The following is an 18,281-nucleotide window of genomic DNA, read 5'->3' as shown; positions in this document are numbered from 1 at the left end:
CCCCGGCATGAATTCCCAAACCGACCTCGTTCCCGCGCCCGCGAGCGCTCCGGCCCCCACCGGAGCAACGGAAGACCTCGCCCAGCACGCGCAATTTGTCGACTGGATGCGCTCAGTCGCCCCTTACATCCATGCGTTCCGTAACAAGACGTTCGTCGTCGGTTTCGGCGGCGAGGTGGTGCATCAGGGGCTCCTGAACGCACTCGTGTCCGATATCGCTTTGCTGCAGGCCATGGGCATCCAGATCGTTCTGGTGCACGGCTCACGACCGCAAGTCGAAGAGCAGATGAGCCTGCATGGCGTGGAATCCGAGTTTTCGCACGGCATGCGCATTACTGACGCGCGTGCTTTGGAGTCCGCCAAAGAAGCGGCGGGCGAAGTGCGTCTGGATATCGAGGCAGCGATCAGCCAGGGCTTGCCGAACACGCCGATGGCGCACGCGCACATCAGCGTGGTGTCCGGCAACTTCGTCACGGCGCGCCCGGTCGGCATTCTGGATGGCGTCGATTTCGCCCACACCGGCGTGGTGCGTAAGATCGACGCGGATTCGATCCGCCATTCGCTCGCGAGCCGCAAGCTGGTGCTGCTCTCGCCGCTCGGCTTCTCGCCCACCGGCGAGGCATTCAATCTGTCGATGGAAGACGTCGCCTCGGCGGCGGCCATCGCACTGCGCGCCGACAAGATCGTGTTCCTGACCGAAACGCCGGGCCTGATGGAAACCGGCGAAAACGGCCCCGAACTGGTCCGAGAACTGTCGCTCGACGACGCCTACAAGCTCCACGAAAGCGGCGAAGTCACCGGTGACGCTGGCTTTTATCTGAAGCATTCGATCCGCGCCTGCCGCGGCGGCGTGGCACGGGCGCACATCATCCCTTACGCGCTCGACGGCAGCCTGCTGCTCGAACTGTTCCTGCACGATGGCGTGGGCACGATGATCTCGTACGAGAACCTCGAAAGCCTGCGCGAAGCCACGCCGGACGACGTCGGCGGTATTCTCTCGCTGATCGAACCGCTCGAATCCGACGGCACGCTGGTACGGCGAGGCCGCCACCAGATCGAACGGGACATCGACCATTTCTCGGTGATCGAGCACGATGGCGTGCTGTTTGGCTGCGCGGCGCTGTACCCGTACCCGCAGGAGCGCATCGGCGAAATGGCGTGCCTCACGGTCGCGCCGGAAGCGCAGGGCACCGGCGACGGCGAACGCCTGCTCAAGCGCATCGAACAACGCGCGCGGGCACGCGGCCTCACCCGCATTTTCGTGCTCACCACGCGCACCGAACACTGGTTCCTCAAGCGCGGCTTCGTCAAGGTCACGGTGGACGACCTGCCTGAAGACCGCCGGCGACTCTATAACTGGCAGCGCAAGTCGCTCGTGCTGATGAAACAGCTCTGAGCGTCCCCATATAAAGCGACTGCCCGCCCCCACATCGATTAAAGGAGAAGCACAGCATGACTCGTATGGTTCAATGCGCGAAGCTCGGCAAGGAAGCCGAAGGTCTCGATTTCCCGCCGCTGCCGGGCGAACTCGGCAAGCGGATCTACGAAAGTATTTCGAAGGAAGCCTGGCAGGCCTGGTTGAAGCAGCAAACCATGCTGATCAACGAAAACCGCCTTAATATGGCCGACCCGCGCGCACGTCAGTATCTGATGAAGCAGACCGAAAAGTTCTTCTTCGGCGAAGGCGCGGATACGGCGCAGGGTTACGTGCCGCCGGCAGCCGAATAAGCGTTTTCGGCTACGCCCCAGTATTGGCGATCAGCCGTATGAAGAATCCGCGCCGCGTGCGCGGTTTTTTTTCGCCTGTCTGGTCGCGCCTTTCGCCGCTCGATACGCCACGTTTTCGTCGAACCTTGAGCCGCTCGATACACCGGCTTCCCGTTGCGCCTTTCACTACTGTCACTCCTTGGCAAAATTCACTAACCGGACCATTTCCGGCCATTTTTAAGCCTCCTTTCCATACCGCCGCAATCCGCTGGATTCCCCACCACGCAAGGGATTGACTGCCCTCCCCGGGCTTCTGAGCGCACGCCTGGTTTGCACGATCCTCGGTCATCGTGCTATCGTGTTCATCGTTCCAACAGCATTTCACCTTCATTCGCGTTCTCTCAAGCTGGCCCGTCGTGTCTTTTCCCGTACGCCGCCACGCTGAATTGGACAGTTTTTATACAAGAAGGCTTGTCGGTCGTTTCCCCGCCGGATCTCATCCCATGAGCGGCGATCCAGCACCGGCCTTTTTCGTTTCGAGCCTTCCAGCGGCGCATGGGCCAGCTTTCAGCCACCCCAGCGTCCTCATGCATCTGCCCCCCTTCCACGGCCACGCAGATGCAACAGTCAGCACAATCTAGACGAGTGTTTTTTCGCGAATCGTTCGCGAGGCACGGGCGTTTTATTTTCTTTTTCGCGCCCACTTCTTTTGTCCTCGGGCGAAAGAGACGCCATCGCTCTGCTCGCGAAACTGCACTTCCCCAGCACCCGTGGCGGAACGTTCATGCGCGTTTTCATGAGTTTCGTCGCAGTCATTGGAGTTTTCACCTTGACCGCTTCCAGCAACGGCTTCTGGCGACATCACAAAGAAGAACAACGCCTCTCACTCGACGACATTACCGTCGTCGACAAATCTCTCCTCAAGCGGGCCGTCGGCGCCATGGCGCTCGGCAACGCGATGGAATGGTTCGATTTCGGCGTGTACAGCTATATCGCTGTCACGCTCGGCCGAGTGTTCTTCCCGTCGGCGAGTCCGGCCGCCCAGTTGATCGCCACCTTCGGCACGTTTGCCGCGGCGTTCCTCGTGCGGCCGGTCGGCGGCATGGTGTTCGGGCCGCTGGGCGATCGCATCGGCCGTCAGCGCGTGCTGGCCATGACCATGATCATGATGGCGCTCGGCACCTTCGCGATCGGCCTGATTCCGAGCTACGCGACGATCGGCATTTTCGCGCCGGTGTTGCTGCTGGTCGCGCGCCTGGTGCAAGGCTTTTCGACGGGGGGCGAATACGGCGGCGCCGCCACCTTCATCGCCGAATTCTCGACGGACAAACGCCGCGGCTTCATGGGCAGCTTCCTCGAGTTCGGCACACTGATCGGCTATGTGCTCGGCGCAGGTACGGTCGCGGTCCTGACGGCAACGCTGTCGAACGATGCGCTGCTCTCCTGGGGCTGGCGCGTGCCGTTCCTGATCGCTGGGCCGTTGGGTCTGGTGGGCCTCTACATCCGGATGAAGCTCGAAGAAACGCCCGCGTTCAAGAAGCAGGCAGAACAACGTGAAGCCGAAGACAAGGCGCTCCCGAAGCAATCGTTCCGCGAGTTGCTCATGCAGCAATGGAAGCCGCTTCTGCTGTGCGTCGGCCTCGTGCTGATCTTCAACGTCACCGATTACATGGCGCTCTCGTATCTGCCGAGCTATCTGTCAGCCACGCTGCACTTCAACGAAACACATGGTCTCTTCCTCGTGCTGCTCGTGATGGTGCTGATGATGCCGATGACGCTGGCCGCCGGCCGTCTGTCCGACACGATCGGCCGCAAGCCGGTGATGCTGTTCGGTTGCGTGGGTCTGTTCGCGCTGTCGATTCCCGCGCTGCTGCTGATTCGCATGGGCACGGTGCTGCCCGTGTTCGGCGGCCTGATGATTCTCGGCGTGCTGCTGTCGTGCTTTACCGGCGTGATGCCGTCGGCGCTGCCGGCGCTGTTCCCGACGAAGATCCGTTATGGTGCGCTCGCGATCGGCTTCAACATTTCGGTGTCGCTGTTCGGCGGGACAACGCCGCTCGTGACGGCATGGCTAGTCAATAGCACCGGCAATCTGATGATGCCTGCGTACTACCTGATGGGCGCGTCGTTGATCGGGATCGTGTCGGTGTTCGCACTGCGTGAAACGGCTCGCAAGCCGCTGCTCGGCTCGGGTCCGTGTGTCGCAACGCGTGCGGAAGCGCATGCGGTGCTGCGCGGCGAGCGTGAGGCGGCGGAGATGGATGAAGGTTACGCTGCTGCGGCTACGGCGCGTGCCTGATCCTGGGTTGCGCGGTAGCTGGCCGCCCGAAGTCGTACCCGTAGCGCCCGCCGTAAGGGGCGAACGAGGCGGCGGCAAGCAATCACTGTAATTCGCGTTAGCGTGTCCGAAAACGGGCCGGCAGATTTTTGCCGGCCCGTTTTTTATGTCACCAGAGAATCGAACGTCGCACTTGCATGCGTGCCTTCGATAATTAGCATGCCCGCGGAAATCGGCAGCTTGAACCGCCTCGGTCCGGCACTGCCTGGATTGACGAACAGCACACCGTCGCGCTCGCTGATCGCGGGCTTATGCGAGTGCCCCGTCACGACCACGTCGACGCCTTCACGACGCAGGTCGTCGCCCACGTCGGCGATGTCATGCACGACGAGGATCGTCACCTGTTGCACTGTGAGCTTGACGTGGGTCGGCAGCTCGGCGGTCCAGTCGTCGATGTCGTTATTGCCGCGCACGGCGGTGACCGGCGCGATCTGCGCAAGTGCATCGAGCACCGCCTGATTGCAGATATCGCCCGCGTGGATGATCGCATCGCAGCCTGCGAGATACTGCAGCGCTTCAGGACGCACGAGGTTGTGCGTATCGGAGATCAGGCCGATTCGAGTGGCTGGGGAGTTTTGGGTACGCGAAGTCATGATGCCAGTATCTGCCAAACGGCCTCAGTCTGCCGACTGCTGTTCGGCAAGCTCCCGCGTCAAGGTCCACACCGGCCGCTTCGCGCGAAGCAACTGCTTACGCTTCCATCAGGTGCTCGATGCGCCGGTCGGGCACCAGCCACCACGCCGCAGCCAGCGTATAGAGCGCAGCCGAGAGCCACGGCTGCACGAATGCCAGCACGATACCCGCCAGATAGATGACGACCGAGACCTTGCCCTTGAAGTCGTTGCCGAGCGCTTTCGCGATCGTCGACTCCGTGCCGTGCTCGCGGATCAGCACGCGGGTCAGAATGAAATAGGCAATCGCCGACATGAACAGCACCACGCCGTACAGCGCGGTCGGCCACGAAGCCAGATGGTTTTCGCCGATCCAATGCGTGACGGCCGGCAGCAACGACAGCCAGAACAACAGATGGAGATTGGCCCAGAGCACCGCGCCGTTGACCTTCTGGACGGCATGGAACATGTGATGATGATTGTTCCAGTAGATGCCGACGTAGATGAAACTCAGCACGTAGGCGCAGAACACCGGGATCACGGGGCGCAGCGCAGCGAGGTCGTAGCCTTCCGGCACCTTCAACTCGAGCACCATGATCGTGATGATGATGGCGATCACGCCATCGCTGAAAGCTTCGACACGTCCCTTGCCCATCGTTTGGTTTCCTGGTCGTGCAGCGGCGGTTGAGAGGGAAATGCGCGTGTGCCGGGAACGTGGTCCTTGCGCGAGCACCGCGCGCAGCATGCCAGCATGCTTACGCTGGCATGCCCGACGGCAATTATCGGCGATGACCACTCGATTTGTCGATGCGGGCGGCGGCTCATGAACGCGGACCACCGCGTCAATATCGGGTCGCCCCGCGCATCGCCGTGCGAGAAGAACACGCGAAACGCGATGGCCTGCATTGGCGGCGCACGAAGAAACCGTTACCAGGCGTATTTCACGCCTGCCATACCGGTCAGACGCTGGTAATCGCTGCCGCCGAAGGCCCACGCCACGCTACCCCAGGTTTGCCACCGATGAGCGAAGCGGTATTGCACCCCTGCCTTGATTTCCCCGGTGCTTTTCGCAATCCCATCGAGCGGAACGTTCACACCGTCCATCGCTACCGCATTTTTGCGGTTGGTGTACCACCAGTTGGCCTCGAACGACGCCTGAATCGTCTTGCCGCTATCTCTCGCAAAATCCCGGTAGATGCGTGCGCCCAGGCGGGTCACAAGCCCACCTGAGCTGTTGTCCTCGACGTCAGTCCCGTTGACTTCCGTATGAGTGCCCGCACTGTAGTCGATATAGATGAGTTGCCCCTGCGGCTCGACCACCCAATCATTACCGAACGGCTTCAGCGCGTAGCCCGCCTCAAGCGAACCGGTCCAGCTATGCGCGCTGTACTTTTCGCCTGGCAGCAGATCGCCCTCGACCTGATTGTCGAAGTTGCCGTACTGGACCCAGCTGTCGACATAAGCGCCGAGCCGGTCCTTTTCGTTAGCGAACCATGTGGCGTAGGTGCCGACCGCGTAGCCGTTCACGGTGCCATGCGCATTGAAAGGGTTGCCGTCCGCGCTCGAGTTCGTTCGCATGTTGCCGTAGGCGGTCATCACGCCCAGATGCAGACGGTCGCCGCTCTGCAACACGGACCATTGCGCTGCGTCGCCGCCCGCCTGTAGCACTTCCCCCTGCGTTCTCACAGTCAGCTGACCGCCAGCTGCGTCGCTACGCAAGCTCGTGCCCACAACGCGCGCCCATCCATCAGCAAGCCGGGCGCTGCCGTCGGGCTTATCAAGCTCGGCGAATTGAGGCTCACCTAAGCGGTCATGCAGCGTATTCAGAAACATGGTTTGCGCCGCGTACTTGTTGCCAAGATAGACGCCCCCTTCAGGCCTCAGTAGTTTGGCCGGTGTCGGTGTCGGTGTCGGTGTCGGTGTCGGTGTCGGTGTCGGTGTCGGTGTCGGTGTCGGTGTCGGTGTCGGTGTCGGTGTCGGTGTCGGTGTCGGTGTCGGTGTCGGTGTCGGTGTCGGTGTGGGCGTCGGTGTGGGCGTGGGCTGCTCGGAACGAAGGTACCACTGACCGTCGGCAGGATCGCTCACCCCGCCCTGAAACAGCCGGTATTCATAGGGGCCGGCTACCACGCGGCCATTGAGAGTAAATGCACCGCTCGCCGAGCGGCTCGGGTCAGCCACCTGCACGACCTGAATGCCGTTCTGGTCGGTTACCGCCCCCGTGCCGCCTATGCGTTGAACGGTGATGCTGGTCGCACCGCCTGCTCCAACGGCAGTTGACTGGGCTGCCAGCGTATCGGTTTGAGAACTTGCGCCCCCTGCATTGAGCACGGTCTCGATCAGCAGCCGTCCACCGTTGGACGTGTACGTGCCGCCGATCACGGCCATGCGGTCGCCAGCAAAGCCATTAACCATGGTAATCGTGCCACCGTTATCGAGATTGCCGGCGACGGTAAAAACGGCATCAGGGCCATTGGCCAGGGCCGGCAGCGCATTGCCCACGCCAATCAGCCCGTCGTTGACGACCGGACCCGTCACCTTCCCGTAGCCGCCGAATGCGCCCCCGGCCGCGATGTTGACCTGTCCGCCTCCTGCCAGTTCTGCGCCGGTGTGCGCGCTGTCGCCAATGACCAGCGTGCCGCCGACAATATTCGTGTTACCGCTGTAAGTCTGCACGCCATTGAGAACCACCTTGCCACTACCCGCTTGCGTAACCGATCCGGTCCCGCTGACGGTTCCGTCATAAACCAGGCTATCCGAACGATCGAATACCAGCGCGCCGTCATTGTTCACGTTGCCAGCGATGCTGCCGCTGGGGCCGCCATTGCCGAGCTGCAGTGTGCCGGCGCTGATCGTCGTGGTGCCGGTGTAAGTGTTATTGCCGGTCAGGATCAAGGTGCCGGTGCCCGCCTGTTCCAGCGAACCTGTGCCGCTCACCGCGCCGCCGTAGGTCAGCGTATCGCTGCGGTTGAAAGCAAGCGCGCCATTGTCGGTTACATCACTGACGAGGCTCCCGCCGGCGCCGCCATTGCCGAGCTGCAGTGTGCCGGCGCTGATCGTCGTGCCACCGGTATAGGTATTGTCCGCGGCAAGAATGACGGTGCCCGGGCCGTGCTGATTCACACTGCCGGTTCCGGAAATCACACCCGGCAGGGTCACGGTATCGGAGCGATCGATGACAAACGTGCCGTTATCGGTCACGTTGCCCACGATGCTGCCGCTGGGGCCCCCGTTGCCGAGCTGCAGCGTGCCGGCGCCAATCACCGTGCCGCCGGTGTAGGTATTGTTGCCTGTCAGTGTCAAAACGCCTGCGCCCTGTTTGGTCAGGCTGCCGCCGGTTCCCGTCAGGCCTGTAGCGAGCGTGACGTCGTTGCCATTGGTATCGAAAACCCCGCCGTTCTGGCCCAGCGGATTCAGGCGGCCAGACACATCCGCAGCGACCCCGCTCGCCCACTGGAGACCTCCCCCATTGAGCGTGACATTTCCGGTCCCGAGATTGGACAGACTCTGGAAGTTGACCAGTCCGCCGGTCACTGTGGTGCCGCCGCTATAGGTGTTCGCCGCTGTCAGCGCGAGCGTCCCCGTCCCTGCTTTGACCAGCGTCCCGCCCGTCACCGAACCGCTCGCGTTGGCCAACGTGGAACTCACCGTTGCGAGCGCATTGGCGCCGTCGATCTGGAACGTGTGCGTACCGCTATCGGACAAACGGATCTGCGCACCCGACACCGTCATGTTGTCGCCGTCGGCATAGTTGCCGAGCGTGCCGTCGTTCCAGTTGATCGTCCGGGTTGCGCTACCCGCACCGGGTTGAATCGACAGGGCACGAAGCGTAGCGCCGCTGTTCAGGTTGACCGTGCCAGTTGCCGAGCCGATGGTGCCGGAGAAGTCGCCGAGTGTCAGGCTCTGCGTCAATACGGTGCCGCCGGCAATCGTCAATGTTCCTTGGGCGCCACCGGCGCCAACCGTGGAGCTGCGTTGGCCGAGAGTAATGGACGTGGCATTGAGTATGCCGGCTCCCATGCTCAAACTGCCGACGGCCGATTGCGAGCCATATCCAGCTGAACCAATGAGCAGATTGCCTATCTTCGCGTCCAATGAACCTCGGCTCAGGTCCACAGTGCCATTGTTACCGGTGTAATTGCTGGATACGCCCACGGCGATATTCCAGGTGCCGACCGGACTGCTGCCATCGGTTCCCCGGAGCACGAGCGTCCCGCCGTTGCTCCCACTCTGGAAGGCCAGCGTGCCGCTTGCCTGGTTGTTCCCGATCGTAATCTGATCCGCGTTGATCATATTGCTTTGTCCCAGCAACACGGTTCCGACGTTAGTTGCGGAATTGGACACGCTGCGATTGAAATCGCCCACGCCGAACGTGGCTGCCGTAATGGTGTTGCTGCCCGCCAGGGTCATGCTACCGCTCGTGCTACCCGACCCGCCCACTGCCGTTATCTGCCCGCTAATACTGAACGCTTGCGTCGCATTGCTGGAAATGAAATTACTCAGCCCCGACATATTTAACGTCTGCTGTGTGCCGTTAGCCGTGCCGCCGAGGCGGAAGGCACCGCCCGAATACACCAGCGTGCCACCCACTCCATTGAGCGTGCCGGTAACGTTATTGCTAACCAGCAGACTGGTGACAGAGGTTGTCGAATCGCCTATATCGACGGTCGAGTTTGTCGTGAATGAAATGGTTTGCGCCTGTGCTGTACTGACGGCCGCACTGACGCCAATTAACAGAATGCTGGCGCTAATGGGTCTGAGAAGAGGTTTGTCGCGAGATTCAGCGACGCCGCCGCGGCCAATTAGCCTGGTGGCGTGAGTGACGGTTTGACCAGTTTTATGGCTATCTTTCGGCCAGACGGCTTCAAATGCCATTTGCATAGAATCAGACGAGCGTTCATGTATGACACGGTGGATCCGATTCATTTATGTCCCTTCGATGATTGAAATTGTTTTCAAAGGCCACACAGATCAGGTCAAAACGGATTATTTCGATGAACGGCCTGTTAGCAAGAGGATACACGAGCCGTCACACGCCCGACACCCTGGAGGGAACGCGGATTGGAACCGGCTGAAAGCCTGAATCATGGAATCCATGGTGACCAGGCAATGAATTTGGAAAATAAGCTATCGGAAATTCTACTGCGGCACGGTAATGCCAAAAGTGGATATCGACTCGGGTTTCGTAATGCGTGGATACGCTAAATTCCCGAAAAAGTGATGTTAAGCATCAAACTAAAAATTGAAATCAATCCACAGCTTGTCCACAGCTTGAATAGCAGATTTGCTGTTGGAAAATAGTGTTCCAGGCGCGCGCGATTATCCCGCTTGCGCCTGTCCGCATACCCCAGATGCGCGCCGGTCATCGTAAAGGCGCATACGCAGCGTGCGGTCATTCCGCCATGTGTCAAGCAGCCAGCTTAACTGCCAACCATACTGTAAGCTCACTGCCGCTCGTTCATACGCGAGCACAAGATCGTGATGATGATGGCGATCACACCATCGCTGAAGGCCGACCGCGTACGCACACATCACCTTATCAGCGCACCCCGCTCGTTTAACAATTGACGAAGAATGCTGCGATGGCACCGGCTTTCATCCTCGCAGTAGCAGCCGATGGAAAAGTGCGTCGTTTTTGACAATGCGGCAAGCAGGTCCAACACCTTACTGGTGTCGCTGCCATTCATCTCGGTCCGGAATTTTTTCGCAAACGCGGCCCACTCAGCGTCACTGGCGACCGCCTTTGCTTCCTTCACCAACTCCGCATCAGGCGACAGATTAGGCAGCCACACATCGTAGTAGTCGCGGGTGGCGAATTCCGTCCGGGGTACGCCGCGCGGCGGTCGCCGAACCGTACCGATACGCACCCCTTCGTCGGCCGCCCTCGGAGACCCTAGCTGGACGATGCTAATGCTCATGTTTTCCCCTGATGACTGATCGGCTGCTGCCGGATAGAACCACGAAGTCCTTACTCCGTGCAAGATCGCCGGATCGATAAGCGCGGCTCGCCAGTCGTTCTGTCGCTCCGTCATGCAGGCTCAACGCCTCTTGCCCTTCATGGCCTCGATTTCCATAGCCGCGTTCCGCTCTTCGCTGGCTTCAATCGGGTCCATCGACTCGTCGATCGAAGCCGCCGCACGTTCCGCGGCTGCTTTCGTTTCGTCGAAAACGGGATCGAATTCCTCGTCATCATCACCCGGGGGTTCCAGCATGTCTCGAAGCATGGCCGCCAGCTCTGGCGTGTCCCACTCCGCGCCCTGTTGCTTCTGCTTCTTGATGTAATGTCTGACTTCCGCGTCCTGTTCCGGGGTCAACGGAAGACCGCGAAAAGTGCTTTTGGGGTCGGCATTGATCATAATTTTGCTCCAGGATACGTCCCAGTTCGAGTGTAATCCCGTTATGGCGACGTGATCTCAGCGATTGGTCATTGCCCGGCAACCGGTTCGCAGCGCGTTTCGCCCACAGCACACGTCACGTCGCCCGGTTTACCGCCGGATACATCGTCTATTTCATCGGCTTGAGTCCATCGAGCAAAGTCGGCACCAGTTCGCTGATGGTTGGATGAATGTGCATGGCGTACTGCAAGGTAGGATACGGCGCCCCGGCCGTCATGATGTCGATGAACGTGTGCAGCGCTTCGTCGCCTTCGATGCCATGGATCGCCGCGCCAAGAATCTGCCTGCTCTGCGCGTCGACCAGCACCTTCATGAAGCCGTCGGTCTCGCCGCGTTCGCGGGCCCGGCCTACCCGCGTCATCGGCATGGTGGCGATCAGCGCGTCGCGGCCGGCCTTGCGCACATCGGCTTCCGAGAGCCCGACGCGCGCGAGCGGCGGGTCGACGAACACCGCGTACGCCATGATTCGCGTGTCGACGCTGCGCGCGCCGCCGTCGAGCAGATTGGCCGCGACGATATGAAAATCGTCGTAAGAGGTGTGGGTAAAGGCGCCGCGTCCGTTGATGTCGCCGATCGCCCAGATGCCCGGCACATTGGTGCGCAACTGGCCGTCGACGGGAATCGTGCCGTGACGGTCCGTCGCGATGCCGGCGGCGTCGAGGCCGAGGTCGTCAGTATTCGGTTCGCGGCCGGTGGCGAACAGCAGGTGCGACGCCTCGAGTGCGGGAATGTTCTGCTCGAAGCCGATGCACACCTCGTTCTCGTGATGCGGATGCGGCTCGACCCGCGAGGGTTGCACGCCGAAGACAAACTCGACCCCTTCGCGCGCCAGCACCTTCTGCACGGAGTCGGCAAAGTCGGCATCCTCGCGCGTGAGCACGCGCTCGCCGCGCACCAGCACGGTCACCCGGCTGCCGAAGCGGCGAAAGATCTGCGCGAATTCGAGCGCAATATAGCTGCCGCCGACAATCGCCAGATGGTCCGGCAATTCCGTGAGATCAAGCAGATTCGAATTGGTGTAGTAGCGAATTCGCTCGAGCCCTTCGAGCGGCGGCACAACGGCCCGCGTGCCGGTATTGATGAAGATTTCGTCAGCGCTGAGCTCATCGAGCACCGCGCCGTCCGGGCCGCTGATGGCGAGCGTATGGGCGCCGGTGAAGCGCGCGTGGCCGTTGAAGACGGTGAGGTTATCCGCGCCGCGCAGCCATTTCTCGACGCCATCGCGCGATTGACCGATGATCCCGTCCTTGCGTGCCTTGACCGCTGCCAGATCGACGCTGACCGCGCCGCTCACCTGCACGCCCAACTCCGCGGCGTGGCGCGCCACGTGGGCCGCGCGGGCACTGGCCACATAAGACTTGGTCGGCGTGCAGCCGACATTCACACAGGTCCCGCCGAAGGCCGCGCGTTCGATGACCGCGGTTTTACGGCCGCTTTCACCAAGACGGACAGCAAGCGGCGCACCGCCTTGTCCCGTGCCGATCACGACTGCGTCGAAGTGCTGTGGCATGGCAGATCTCCCGAGGCTGGGGTGCTGGTCGTAGCATCTTACCCTCAGCGCCGCGTGTTGCCTTTGTCGCCCCTCCTCGTTGATTCTGCTGCGCTCCGTGAGCTCCGCGCGCCGGCGTGCGATCTGTTTTCGTCTCGCCGGGGGACCGGCGCCAGTCGATTGAATGGAAATCGCGCCCGATTGTGTTCAGGCGTGGCAGTGCACAGCGCAGATCAATTCACGCGAGCGTTGCAGTGCGGCCTGCGCGCCGCGCGTCGCGACGACCCAGCCGACCTGGCCGAGGTTGAAATCCTGCGACACCATCACCTGCATGAGGGCGACCATCGGCAGGATCACCGATGGCCGATAAAGCTGGTTTTGAATCAGGGCTGGCATAACGGCTCCCATCGCGCGGGGCCGCTTCGGCGCAGCGCGGAATGTATATTCGATGGGAGAATTTTAGGGAAACAGGGGGCTCGGATAAATACCGGGAACGCGAAGGCACTTGTTTGCAAAACTGAACAATCAAGTCTGGATGCCCGCGGCAGAGGGGTCTGTTTGCTGGATTAACCCGCCCGGCGAAGTGGGTTTGCTACGCCAGCGCCTGCCTGCGGCCGTGGCCGGAAACGTCAGGACAGTCATGATGCCCCGGCCAGCCCTATCTGAGCGTCACACAAACTACGCGCATAAGCACTCGCCCCAACCGGCCGGCTATAAAAATACCCCTGCTGCTTGTCGCAGGCGATCCCACGCAAAAACGCCGCCTGCTCGGCGGTCTCCACGCCTTCAGCCGTGACATTCATGCCTAGCGAATGGGCCATCGCCACCACCGCCTGGGTGATCGCGATCGAATCGCGATGATCCGGCAAGCCCGCGACAAAGGAACGATCGATCTTCAGGTTATGCAGCGGAAACCGCTTCAAATACGACAGCGACGAATAGCCGGTACCGAAATCGTCGACGGAAATCCGCACGCCCATCGCGCTCAACGCGCTCAGCATCGGCAATACGGCGTCGCTGTCGCTCATCAACAGCCGCTCGGTAATCTCGAGTTCCAGCGCCTCCGGCTCAAGCCCGGACTGCTCCAGACAACGCTCGATCCGCTCCACGAGCCCGTTTTTGAACTGGCGCGGCGACAGATTCACCGCGACGATCAACTCGGGCGCCAGCGTGCGCCGCCATTGCGCGACCTGCTCGCAGGCCCGCGCCAGCACCCAGGACCCGATCTCGACGATCAGGCCGGCGTCTTCGGCCACGGGGATGAATTCCACCGGCGAAACATTGCCCAACTCGGTGTTGTACCAGCGCAGCAGCGCTTCGGCGCCGATCGTGCGGCCGCACTGGCTGTCGACGATCGGCTGATACACGAGGCTCAGTTCGTTGGTAGCGAGCGCACGCCGCAACGCCTGCTCGATCATGAAGCGGCGTTGCAGATGCTGATTCAGCTCGACCGTGAAGAACTGAAAATTGTTACGCCCGCATTGTTTCGCGTGGTACATCGCCGAGTCGGCATTGCGCATCAGCGTGGGCACGTCCTGGCCGTCTTCGGGAAACAGACTGATGCCGATCGACGCACCCATGTAGTACTCGTTGTCCGCCACCGCGAACGGCACCGCGATCATGTCGAGAATGCGCTGGGCGAGCGCGATCAGATGACCGGTGTTTTCGTAAGCGCAGACCACGATCACGAACTCGTCGCCGCCCACGCGCGCGAGCGTGTCGTTCCGCGCGACACACGCCGACAACCGCTCCGCCACGCTGCATAGAAGCGCATCCCCGGCCTCGTGACCGGCGGTGTCGTTGACCTTCTTGAAACCGTCCAGGTCGACGAATAGCACGGCGACCCGCGCCAGCTCGCCCATCCCGGCCACCCCACCCGGCGCAAACAGATCGCGCATCCGCTCGGCCAGGTAGGCGCGGTTGTAGAGACCGGTGAGCGGATCGTGAGTGGCCAGAAACTTGAGCTGCCGTTGCGCCTCGCGCACCGGCCCGATGTCGGTAAACGAGATCAGCACCGAACCGGGTTCGCTGTCGCCCGGCTTGATGATCGGCACGACATTCTCCGTAATCCAGATGACCTCGCCGTCGGTCAGCTCCAGACCGATCGTGATGCCAAGCATGGGTGTGCCGGTTGCAAGCACCTGAGCGGTCGGACGATCTGCCTCGGTGACGGCGGAGCCGTCCTCGTGATACGCGCGCACCATGACCGTCAGAATGTCCTGGCCGATCAGATCGGTGTTCGCCCGCAGAATGCGTTGCGCACTCGGATTGCAGGCCAGCACCACGCCCTCGCGCGACTGCACGACGATGCCTTCGTTGAGATGGTCGACGACCAGCCGGTGATGCTCCTCGCTGTGCGCGAGGCGTTGCGCCATAACGTCCTGATGAACGGCGAGACCGACACTGTGGCTGATGTCGTGGAGCATCGCCTCTTCTTCGGCACTCGGCCGGCGCGACGTGCGATGGTAGACCGCGAACGCGCCCAGCACCGTGCCGGCATCGTTTTCAAATGGCACCGACCAGCACGCGCGCAAGCCGATCGGCAACGCAAGGTGCCGGAAATCGGCCCACAGCGGATCGGTTTCGATATCTTCGACGGCGACCATGCGCCGCTCGTACATCGCGGTGCCGCAGGACCCTACCCCTGGGCCAATCGCGGCGCCGTCGATCGCGGCGCTGAAGTGCGCCGGCAGCGAAGGCGCGCCACCCACTCTCGCGTGCACGCCGTCGGCATCCAGCAACAGGATCGAACAGGACGCACCGTCGCCGAGCAGCGCTTCCGCGCGGCGGCATACTTCATCGAGCAATTCCGGCAGCGGGGTATTGCGGGTAATCAGCCGCAACACCGTACGCTCCGACGCCAGCACACCCTCGGCCAGATTTGGCCGGTAGCGGGTGCCCTCAGGCGTTGCTCCCATCGTCGTATCTGACGTCGCATCGCGTGTCATTTGTGCGCCCCCTAACCCCACATCGGCAAGTTAGTGTACGCGGCGCACCGGGGTTTACGCGAGACCGGCGCACTTTAATCGCGATGCATAGGGCGAAGTGCACGGCCGTCCAGCTATCTATTCAGCCAATGAAGCGACAGCACCATTAATACGGCGAATCCCACGATTGCACCGGCCGTCAGCGCGAGCCCTGTCAGGTGGGTGGCCAGCGCCACCCGGGCATCGAGCGGCGCTGACGGAGAAGAGGCCGCCAGCGTCGCTGTCGAACCAGTTTCGCTCATCCTGCTGTTAGACACACCGCTCGCTCATGAGCGAGCGCTGGCGGAGACTACCGATGCGCCGGAACGCCGGCTCAAGCTCGGCATCAGCGACCACGTGGCGGGGCCCAATCTGCCGGTGTTGCTGGGGCGGCTCGCGGCTTACGATCCGTTGCTCGTCATCGAGGTACGCATTGCTGCGTCACGCGACGTACTTGCCTGGTTCGAGCGGGGTGAAATCGACGCGGCGATCGGCCGTCGCGAGGGTGATCGCCGCGATGGGCAACTGCTGGCGGAGGAGCGGCTAGGCTGGTTCGCGGCGCCGGGCTGGCAACATCGCGAGGGGCAGCCGCTGAAGCTGGCGACGCTCGCCGCGCCGTGTGGGATTCGGGCGATTGCCACAGACGCGCTCGATGCTGCCGGGATTACGTGGACCGAGGTGTTCGTCGGCGGCGGCGTGATGGCCGTTGGCGCGGCAGTGAGCGCCGGGCTCGCCGTGGCCGCGCTGGCGCAGCGCGTGGCGCCGGCGGGAACGGTCGAGGTCGGCGAGCAACTCGGCTTGCCGCCGCTGCCAAACTCGAAAGTGGTGCTGCATACGCGGCTTAGCGACCCGCGCTCGCAGGAGACCTTGCGCGCGGTTAGTTCGGCGTTTTTGAACGCGGCGTACTGAAGAGGAGCGACGGCTCGGCGTGTCCCCAACGTGAGGACGGCGACGAAGCTAGAGCGGGCGCGTCAGGCGGGTTCCGCACGCGCCTCGCGGCGCTGCGAAACCCGAATCAGGCGCAGGCTCTGGCGAGTCGAGGTGCCTTATCCTGCCCCTGCCCCCTCGCCACCGGTGCCGTTATGCGGATTAGCCACGCTGATCCGGTGGCCGGTTACCTCCGCCTCCACCGCCGTCTTTTCCGCCACCCGGGGGTCTGCCACCGCCACCTTGCGGGCGGCCACCACCATTGCCACCCGGCGGGCGGCCTCCTGCATTACCCGGCGGCTGGCCACCTGGCGGACGGCCACCCGCGTTCCCTGACTGACCTCCTGGTGGGCGTCCTCCCGCGTTCCCTGGCTGACCTCCTGGTGGGCGTCCTCCCGCGTTCCCTGGTTGACCTCCTGGCGGGCGTCCTCCCGCGTTACCCGGTTGACCTCCTGGCGGTCGTCCACCTGCGTTACCCGGTGGCGGACGCCCACCCACATTCCCCGGCGGACGGCCCCCTGGTGGCCGTCCGGCACCGGGTCTCGGCGGTCGCGGGGGCGGATGATGCGCCCAGCGCGATTGCTGGCCGTACCACGGCCGGCCCCGATAATAATTGCCCCAGTAGGCGCCGATCGAGAACGTCACGATCGGCAGCCCGATCACCGTGCCGTAGCTCATCACCGGCACATTGCTGCCCTGATAGGGATAGCTGAGCCGCCCCGCATAGACCCAACCGCGCAGATTCGGAGCAGCGACGTCACACCATTCGTAATTGCTGATGCAACCCATCACGCTAACCGGCACGCCACCTGGCAACTGCGTCACGACCGGGTAATCCGAAGCAGGCCCGGCACGCACATTGACGGTGCTGTTCGTGTAAGCCTGCGATTGCGCAGAAGCCACTGCTGGCAGTGACAGCAAGCCGACCGCCACGTACATACATCGAACGAGGTGCTGTTTCATTTTTTCTCCCGTTTTTACGTCCCGCGTTTGCGTGCCTGCCGCTATGGCCCGCATGTGTGCCCACCTGCACGCACGTGGGAATGCATCGGGCCAGGCCCGTCGCCTCAAGCGGTGTCGCGGCCAGGGTACCTACTCATCCGCACCTGCAATGCACATGCCTGAAACCGCCCGGCAAATGCCTACGGGCTTGCCCTACCCATTCCAGTGCCGCCTCGCACAAAGCAAGATTTGGTAATCACCCAGCCGAACTCACGCTGTTTTCGGGCGTCTGCGTTCCGGCAACTCAGCCGATCATCCATTGCATGAAAAACCCTTGCACTGGCGGGACCACCATGAAAATTTTTCGCCCCATCCTTGTCGCCGCACTGATGCTCACGCATCTGCCCGCTCACGCTACCAGCTTCGACTGCCATCGGGGACGCTCGCTCACCGAACGGATGATCTGCAACGACCCCGCGCTCTCGAAGCTCGATGACACACTGGGACAACTGTACTGGAAAGCACGGCGGCGCGTCATTAACCGTCGCGCCTTCCTCACCGATAGCGACAGCAAGTGGGCGTGGCGGGAAGCGAATTGCCGCGATGAGGCATGCCTGGGGACGTGGTATACGACGCGGATCGAAGAACTGCAACGGCTGATCGAAAGCATGCAGATGGAAACGCCAGATGCGCCGGCCAAACCGGACACTCAACGTAAGGCCGTGATGCCCGCGCTACAACAAATCGAAACGGCGATGCTTCAATGCACCGCCGCGAATCCCGGGATCGTTGTGAATGACCAGTGCTCCACTGTGATCAGGCAGAACAACAGTCAGTGGAAATATAAGCCGCACGGCGGCGACTGGTTCTGTGGCCTCGCCATGCTCGCGCCAGTGGAGGGGCAATAGC

15 protein-coding genes are annotated in these 18,281 nt (G+C 62.2%); 5 read left to right on the top strand and 10 right to left on the bottom strand.

From position 1 onward, the window contains the following. Positions 1–7: 7 nt before the first annotated feature. Positions 8–1,396: an amino-acid N-acetyltransferase gene (argA, locus tag ACUN0E_RS27020; protein ID WP_408333392.1), complete on the top strand. Its 1,389-nt coding sequence runs from the start codon at positions 8–10 to the stop codon at positions 1,394–1,396. Between the two features lie 56 nt (positions 1,397–1,452). Then, on the top strand, positions 1,453–1,728 hold the full coding sequence (locus tag ACUN0E_RS27015) for an oxidative damage protection protein (RefSeq protein ID WP_082855080.1): 276 nt from the start codon (positions 1,453–1,455) through the stop codon (positions 1,726–1,728). 10 nt (positions 1,729–1,738) lie between these two features. Here the strand turns inward: ACUN0E_RS27015 and ACUN0E_RS27010 are convergent, their stop codons facing one another. Further along, a complete protein-coding gene (locus ACUN0E_RS27010; protein ID WP_445568505.1) occupies positions 1,739–2,056 on the bottom strand; it encodes a hypothetical protein in 318 nt (105 codons plus the stop codon). Positions 2,057–2,503: 447 nt separating this feature from the next. Between ACUN0E_RS27010 and proP the strand changes: the two genes are divergently transcribed. Continuing rightward, positions 2,504–4,006 carry a glycine betaine/L-proline transporter ProP gene (proP, locus tag ACUN0E_RS27005; RefSeq protein WP_408333395.1) on the top strand — a complete coding sequence of 501 codons (1,503 nt, stop codon included), beginning with the start codon at positions 2,504–2,506 and terminating at the stop codon, positions 4,004–4,006. A gap of 143 nt (positions 4,007–4,149) precedes the next feature. Here the strand turns inward: proP and ACUN0E_RS27000 are convergent, their stop codons facing one another. The 8 genes from ACUN0E_RS27000 to ACUN0E_RS26965 all read right to left on the bottom strand — a co-directional run bounded on the left by ACUN0E_RS27000 (position 4,150) and on the right by ACUN0E_RS26965 (position 15,485). Beyond that, positions 4,150–4,638 (bottom strand): metallophosphoesterase family protein, encoded by a 489-nt coding sequence (locus tag ACUN0E_RS27000; protein WP_445568504.1) that lies wholly within the window; start codon positions 4,636–4,638, stop codon positions 4,150–4,152. A gap of 97 nt (positions 4,639–4,735) precedes the next feature. Next, on the bottom strand, positions 4,736–5,311 hold the full coding sequence (locus tag ACUN0E_RS26995; protein ID WP_445568503.1) for a TMEM175 family protein: 576 nt from the start codon (positions 5,309–5,311) through the stop codon (positions 4,736–4,738). Between the two features lie 272 nt (positions 5,312–5,583). Next, positions 5,584–9,528, bottom strand: coding sequence for an autotransporter outer membrane beta-barrel domain-containing protein (locus tag ACUN0E_RS26990; RefSeq protein ID WP_445568502.1), 3,945 nt, complete (start codon positions 9,526–9,528; stop codon positions 5,584–5,586). 656 nt (positions 9,529–10,184) lie between these two features. Further along, positions 10,185–10,571 (bottom strand): DUF488 domain-containing protein, encoded by a 387-nt coding sequence (locus tag ACUN0E_RS26985; protein WP_408519297.1) that lies wholly within the window; start codon positions 10,569–10,571, stop codon positions 10,185–10,187. 120 nt (positions 10,572–10,691) lie between these two features. Next, positions 10,692–11,009, bottom strand: a complete 318-nt coding sequence (locus ACUN0E_RS26980; protein ID WP_408227373.1) for a hypothetical protein — start codon at positions 11,007–11,009, stop codon at positions 10,692–10,694. Positions 11,010–11,157: 148 nt separating this feature from the next. Beyond that, positions 11,158–12,558, bottom strand: a complete 1,401-nt coding sequence (locus tag ACUN0E_RS26975) for an FAD-containing oxidoreductase (RefSeq protein ID WP_445568501.1) — start codon at positions 12,556–12,558, stop codon at positions 11,158–11,160. A 186-nt stretch (positions 12,559–12,744) separates the two neighbouring features. After that, positions 12,745–12,933, bottom strand: a complete 189-nt coding sequence (locus ACUN0E_RS26970; protein WP_408227379.1) for a hypothetical protein — start codon at positions 12,931–12,933, stop codon at positions 12,745–12,747. A gap of 242 nt (positions 12,934–13,175) precedes the next feature. Next, positions 13,176–15,485 carry a putative bifunctional diguanylate cyclase/phosphodiesterase gene (locus ACUN0E_RS26965; RefSeq protein ID WP_445568500.1) on the bottom strand — a complete coding sequence of 770 codons (2,310 nt, stop codon included), beginning with the start codon at positions 15,483–15,485 and terminating at the stop codon, positions 13,176–13,178. A 201-nt stretch (positions 15,486–15,686) separates the two neighbouring features. Here ACUN0E_RS26965 and ACUN0E_RS26960 point away from each other — a divergent pair, with 201 nt between their 5' ends. Then, a complete protein-coding gene (locus ACUN0E_RS26960) occupies positions 15,687–16,412 on the top strand; it encodes a LysR substrate-binding domain-containing protein (RefSeq protein ID WP_445568499.1) in 726 nt (241 codons plus the stop codon). 180 nt (positions 16,413–16,592) lie between these two features. Here ACUN0E_RS26960 and ACUN0E_RS26955 read toward each other — a convergent pair whose 3' ends face one another. Then, positions 16,593–17,393 (bottom strand): SH3 domain-containing protein, encoded by an 801-nt coding sequence (locus ACUN0E_RS26955; RefSeq protein WP_445568498.1) that lies wholly within the window; start codon positions 17,391–17,393, stop codon positions 16,593–16,595. Positions 17,394–17,725: 332 nt separating this feature from the next. On the opposite strand from ACUN0E_RS26955, the gene ACUN0E_RS26950 reads away from it, so the two are divergent. After that, positions 17,726–18,280, top strand: coding sequence for a lysozyme inhibitor LprI family protein (locus ACUN0E_RS26950; RefSeq protein ID WP_445568497.1), 555 nt, complete (start codon positions 17,726–17,728; stop codon positions 18,278–18,280). Position 18,281 lies beyond the last annotated feature (1 nt).

The sequence above is a fragment of the Paraburkholderia sp. D1E genome, assembly GCF_052682275.1.
The sequence above is the reverse complement of the archived record's forward strand: the minus strand, read 5'-3'. Positions and strand labels throughout refer to the sequence as shown.

Bases quoted from the DNA above. Each gene is read 5' to 3' on its own strand.
- argA (WP_408333392.1), top strand. From the start codon at position 8: ATGAATTCCCAAACCGACCTCGTTCCCGCGCCCGCGAGCGCTCCGGCC.
- ACUN0E_RS27015 (WP_082855080.1), top strand. From the start codon at position 1,453: ATGACTCGTATGGTTCAATGCGCGAAGCTCGGCAAGGAAGCCGAAGGT.
- ACUN0E_RS26955 (WP_445568498.1), bottom strand. From the start codon at position 17,393: ATGAAACAGCACCTCGTTCGATGTATGTACGTGGCGGTCGGCTTGCTG.
- ACUN0E_RS26950 (WP_445568497.1), top strand. From the start codon at position 17,726: ATGAAAATTTTTCGCCCCATCCTTGTCGCCGCACTGATGCTCACGCAT.
- ACUN0E_RS26975 (WP_445568501.1), bottom strand. From the start codon at position 12,558: ATGCCACAGCACTTCGACGCAGTCGTGATCGGCACGGGACAAGGCGGT.
- proP (WP_408333395.1), top strand. From the start codon at position 2,504: ATGAGTTTCGTCGCAGTCATTGGAGTTTTCACCTTGACCGCTTCCAGC.
- ACUN0E_RS27010 (WP_445568505.1), bottom strand. From the start codon at position 2,056: ATGACCGAGGATCGTGCAAACCAGGCGTGCGCTCAGAAGCCCGGGGAG.
- ACUN0E_RS26980 (WP_408227373.1), bottom strand. From the start codon at position 11,009: ATGATCAATGCCGACCCCAAAAGCACTTTTCGCGGTCTTCCGTTGACC.
- ACUN0E_RS26985 (WP_408519297.1), bottom strand. From the start codon at position 10,571: ATGAGCATTAGCATCGTCCAGCTAGGGTCTCCGAGGGCGGCCGACGAA.
- ACUN0E_RS26990 (WP_445568502.1), bottom strand. From the start codon at position 9,528: ATGGCATTTGAAGCCGTCTGGCCGAAAGATAGCCATAAAACTGGTCAA.
- ACUN0E_RS27000 (WP_445568504.1), bottom strand. From the start codon at position 4,638: ATGACTTCGCGTACCCAAAACTCCCCAGCCACTCGAATCGGCCTGATC.
- ACUN0E_RS26970 (WP_408227379.1), bottom strand. From the start codon at position 12,933: ATGCCAGCCCTGATTCAAAACCAGCTTTATCGGCCATCGGTGATCCTG.
- ACUN0E_RS26965 (WP_445568500.1), bottom strand. From the start codon at position 15,485: ATGACACGCGATGCGACGTCAGATACGACGATGGGAGCAACGCCTGAG.
- ACUN0E_RS26995 (WP_445568503.1), bottom strand. From the start codon at position 5,311: ATGGGCAAGGGACGTGTCGAAGCTTTCAGCGATGGCGTGATCGCCATC.